5 protein-coding genes are annotated in these 4,067 nt (G+C 68.4%); 3 read left to right on the top strand and 2 right to left on the bottom strand.

Translation table 11 applies throughout. The features are described from left to right. Positions 1-267 (top strand): OB-fold nucleic acid binding domain-containing protein (locus tag M6444_RS21010; protein ID WP_298331932.1); only part of this gene is annotated, 267 nt, incomplete at its 5' end. 42 nt (positions 268-309) lie between these two features. Next, positions 310-1,005, top strand: coding sequence for a DUF3159 domain-containing protein (locus tag M6444_RS21005; RefSeq protein ID WP_298331930.1), 696 nt, complete (start codon positions 310-312; stop codon positions 1,003-1,005). A gap of 16 nt (positions 1,006-1,021) precedes the next feature. Here the strand turns inward: M6444_RS21005 and M6444_RS21000 are convergent, their stop codons facing one another. Together M6444_RS21000 and M6444_RS20995 are read right to left on the bottom strand one after the other, a co-directional pair. Next, positions 1,022-1,693: a TrkA family potassium uptake protein gene (locus tag M6444_RS21000; protein WP_298331928.1), complete on the bottom strand. Its 672-nt coding sequence runs from the start codon at positions 1,691-1,693 to the stop codon at positions 1,022-1,024. Beyond that, a complete protein-coding gene (locus M6444_RS20995) occupies positions 1,693-2,358 on the bottom strand; it encodes a TrkA family potassium uptake protein (protein ID WP_298331927.1) in 666 nt (221 codons plus the stop codon). Before M6444_RS20995 ends, M6444_RS21000 begins: the two co-directional genes overlap by 1 nt. Positions 2,359-2,418: 60 nt before the next feature. On the opposite strand from M6444_RS20995, the gene M6444_RS20990 reads away from it, so the two are divergent. Continuing rightward, positions 2,419-4,067: APC family permease (locus tag M6444_RS20990; RefSeq protein ID WP_298331925.1), on the top strand; the 1,649-nt coding region annotated here is incomplete at its 3' end.

Genomic DNA, 4,067 nt, shown 5'->3' with positions numbered 1-4,067 from the left:
GTGGCCGAGGTGCCCGAACGGTCCCTCGCGCGGGTGCGCGGAACGTTGCGCTCGGTGACGCTTCAGCCGCGGGTGGACACACCGGCGCTCGAAGCGGATTTGTTCGACGGTTCGGACTCGGTGACACTGATATGGCTGGGCCGTCGGCGCATTGCCGGCATCGATTGTGGTCGCCGGATGGTCGCGGTCGGCCGGGTGGCCATACTCGACGGGCGCCGGGTCATGTTCAATCCGCGGTACGAGCTCCTGCCCGCAGGGGCGGAGTGAACCCCACATCACCACGTCAGAAGGCGAGCGAGGCCGGACACGATGAGTCAGACCGAACCCGGCGAAGAGCGGGCCGGGCGCCGTAGCTGGGTCGAGTCGATCACGTCCGACGACACGTTCCGGCCGCAGAACGCCATCGGCCCGGCGGCGTTGCTCGATGCAGGGCTGCCGCTCGCCCTGTTCACCGTCGTCTACGCGGCCGCGGGCAACGATCTCACGCTGTCGCTGTGGGTGGCGCTGGGCGTGGGTGCCTTGCTGGCGGTGGTACGGCTGTTCCGGCGCGAGCCGTTACAGAACGTCGTCGCGGGGTTCATCGGCCTGGGCATCGCCGCGTTTCTGGCTCACCGCACCGGCCGGGCCGAGGACGTGTTCCTGCCGGGCCTGCTCATCAACGTCGGCTACGGCTTGGCCTATCTGGTATCGATCGCGGTGCGCTGGCCGCTGCTGGGTGTGTTCGTGGGGCTGGTCACCGGGCAGGGCATGGACTGGCGGCGCGACCCGGACCTGCTACGCGCCTACACCAAGGCCAGCCTGATCTGGGTGGCGATGTTCGCAGCGCGGCTGGCGGTGCAGGCTCCGCTGTACTTCGCCGGTGAGGATCAGCTCGGCTGGCTCGCCGGTGCCCGGCTGGTGATGAGCTGGCCGTTGTTCCTGCTGGTCGCCTACCTCTCGTGGTTGATCATCCGGCCGGCCTACCGGGCGCATGCCGCAGCCCGGGCCGGCGCGGTGGAGAGCTGACGGCGCCGAGCGGCCTTCACATCGGCTGTTCGTGCGGCGCGAGCAGCTGCTCCAGCTGTCTCTCGCGCTCCGGAGCCGCGACGAACAGCAGCTCGTCGCCGGCTTCCAGCGGAAGATCGGGCAGCGGGCTGTACACGTGCTTGCCGCGGATGATCGACACCAGCGACGTGTCGGCCGGCCAGGCGACGTCGGCGATCGCCGTACCGACCATCGGAGAGTCGGCAGGCAGGGTGAGTTCGACCAGGTTCGCCTCGCCCTGACGGAAGCTGAACAGCCGCACCAGATCACCGACGCTGACAGCCTCTTCGACCAAGGCACTCATGATCCGCGGGGTGGACACCGAGACGTCGACGCCCCAGCTCTCGGTGAACAACCATTCGTTGCCCGGGTGGTTGACCCGCGCGACCACCCTGGGTACCCCGAACTCGGTCTTGGCGAGCAACGAGACCACGAGATTGGCCTTGTCGTCACCGGTCGCGGCGATGACCACCTGGCACCGATCCAGGGCCGCCTCCTCGAGCATCGACAGCTCGCAGGCGTCGGCCAGCAGCCATTCCGCCTCGGGGACGCTCGCGGCCTTGATGGCGCCGGGATTCTTGTCGACGAGCAGAACATCGTGACCGTTGGCCAGCAACTCGGCGGCGATGGAACGCCCGACGTTGCCGGCTCCGGCGATGGCGACGCGCATCAGTGCTCGACCTCCGGGGTCGCGGCGAGAACACGTTCGACCGTCTCGACCTCGTCGGCGCGCATCAGCAGATGCACGAGGTCACCGTCTTGCACGACCGTGTCGGCGCCGGGCAGCACGCCGTCGCCGTAGCGGGTGAGAAACGCCACCCGCGCCCCCGTGACCGCTTCGAGCTTCGGCAGGGGCACACCGATCCAGCCGGCCCCGACGTGGACCTCGGCGAGTTTCACACTCCCCGACGGGTCGACCCACTCGGAGTGGGCTCCTTCGGGGACGATGCGGCGCAGCATCTGATCGGCGGTCCAGCGCACCGTGGCCACGGTGGGGATGCCCAGGCGTTCGTAGACCTCGGCCCGACCGGAGTCGTAGATGCGCGCGACGACGTTGTGGACGCCAAAGGTCTCGCGTGCCACCCGCGCGGCGATGATGTTGGAGTTGTCGCCGCTGCTGACGGCGGCGAAGGCGCCGGCACGTTCGATACCGGCCTCGCGTAGCACCTCGCGGTCGAAACCCACGCCGGCGACGGTGAAACCCTCGAAGCCCGGCTGCAGGCGGCGGAACGCTTCTGGGTTCTGGTCGACCACGGCCACGGTGTGGTCGCGTGCCTCGAGGCTGTGCGCGAGGGTCGAGCCGACCCGGCCGCAGCCCATGATGACGACGTGCACCTGCGTCCTCTTTCGTTCACCGGCAGCAAAGCGTTCCTGCAGGGCCTACGATTGCAGATCGTGCCGAAGCTGGGCGACATCTCCAAGCGTGTGCTCGTCGGTCGGAAGCTCGCCTCCGACCGGCTGGGCCAGACGCTGCTGCCCAAACGGCTCGCCCTGCCGGTCTTCGCCAGCGACCCGTTGTCGTCGGTGACGTATGCGACCCAAGAGATCCTGGTCATCCTCGCTCTGGGCGGGCTGACCTACCTCGTCTACGCCCCGTGGGTGGCAGCAGCGGTCATCCTGCTGCTGTTGACCGTGGTCGCATCGTATCGCCAGCTGGTTCGTGCCTACCCGTCAGGAGGCGGCGACTTCGAGGTCGCGAATCAGAATCTCGGCCCCACGGCCGGGCTCGTGGTGGCCAGCGCCTTGCTGATCGATTACGTGCTGACCGTGGCGGTGTCGATCTCGGCGGGTGTGGACAACTTGATCTCGGCCGTGCCGGAGCTTCAGGGCCAGCGGATACCGATCGCGCTCGGCCTGGTCGTCTTGCTGGCCACGATCAACCTGCGGGGCACGAAAGAGAGCGGTAAGGCCTTCGCGATTCCGGTCTACTTGTTCGTGGTCGCCATCGGCACGCTGATCGTGTGGGGACTGATGCAGACGGCGTTCGACGAGGCGCCGGTCGCCGAGTCCGCCCAGTACGACGTCACCGCGGAGATGACCGATCTGGGTGGAGTCGCCGTCGCTCTGTTGGTCTTGCGCGCGTTCGCCTCCGGCTGCACCGCGCTGACTGGCGTGGAGGCGATCGCCAACGGGGTTCCGGCCTTCCGCAAGCCCAAGGCCAAGAACGCCGCGACGACGCTGGCGATCATGGGGACGTTGTCCGTCGCCATGTTCGGGGGCATCACTGCCCTGGCGGTGATAGCCGACGTGCACTACGTGGAGGACCCGTGCTCGCTGCAGGGGTTCGACTGCGAACAGAACCCGCAGCGCACCGTGATCTCGCAGCTCGGCGACGCGGTGTTCGGCGACGGCACCGTGGCGTTCTACGCGGTGCAGGGCGCGGCGGCGCTGATCCTGATCCTGGCCGCCAACACCGCGTTCAACGGCTTCCCGCTGCTCGGGGCGGCGCTGGCGCAACACCGGTACGCTCCGCGCCAGCTGCACACGCGGGGAGACCGGCTCGCCTTCAGCAACGGCATCATCGTGCTGGCGGTGCTCGCCGGTGCGTTGGTCTTCGTGTTCGACGCCTCGGTGACGCGGCTGATCCAGCTATACATCGTGGGCGTGTTCACCGCGTTCACGCTCGGACAGGCCGGCATGGTGCGGCATTGGAACCGCGTGCTCGCCGGCGCCAGGCCCAGCACGGCCCCACGCCGTACGGTCCTGCGCTCCAGAGCCATCAACGCCGTCGGCGCGACGATGACCGGTCTGGTGCTGATCGTGGTCACCATCACGAAGTTCACGCACGGCGCGTGGCTGGTGCTGGCGACGATGCCGGTGTTGTTCATGCTCATGCGCGGCATCCGCCGCCACTACGACAAGGTGAGCGCGGAATTGACCGTGCACGACTGGCCGGCGGAATCGCTGCTGCCGTCCCGGGTGCATGCGGTGGTACTGGTGTCCCGGTTGCACAAGCCGACCGTGCGCGCCATCGCGTATGCGCGAGCGGCCCGCCCCGACATCCTCGAGGCGGTCACCGTCAACGTGGACGCGAACGAGACCGC

The organism is Haloactinopolyspora sp., from assembly GCF_027324685.1.
Taxonomy (GTDB): Bacteria; Actinomycetota; Actinomycetes; order Jiangellales; family Jiangellaceae; genus Haloactinopolyspora.
The sequence above is the reverse complement of the archived record's forward strand: the minus strand, read 5'-3'. Positions and strand labels throughout refer to the sequence as shown.

Excerpts from the sequence above, each read along its gene's own strand:
- M6444_RS21005 (WP_298331930.1), top strand. The coding sequence starts at position 310 with ATGAGTCAGACCGAACCCGGCGAAGAGCGGGCCGGGCGCCGTAGCTGG.
- M6444_RS21000 (WP_298331928.1), bottom strand. The coding sequence starts at position 1,693 with ATGCGCGTCGCCATCGCCGGAGCCGGCAACGTCGGGCGTTCCATCGCC.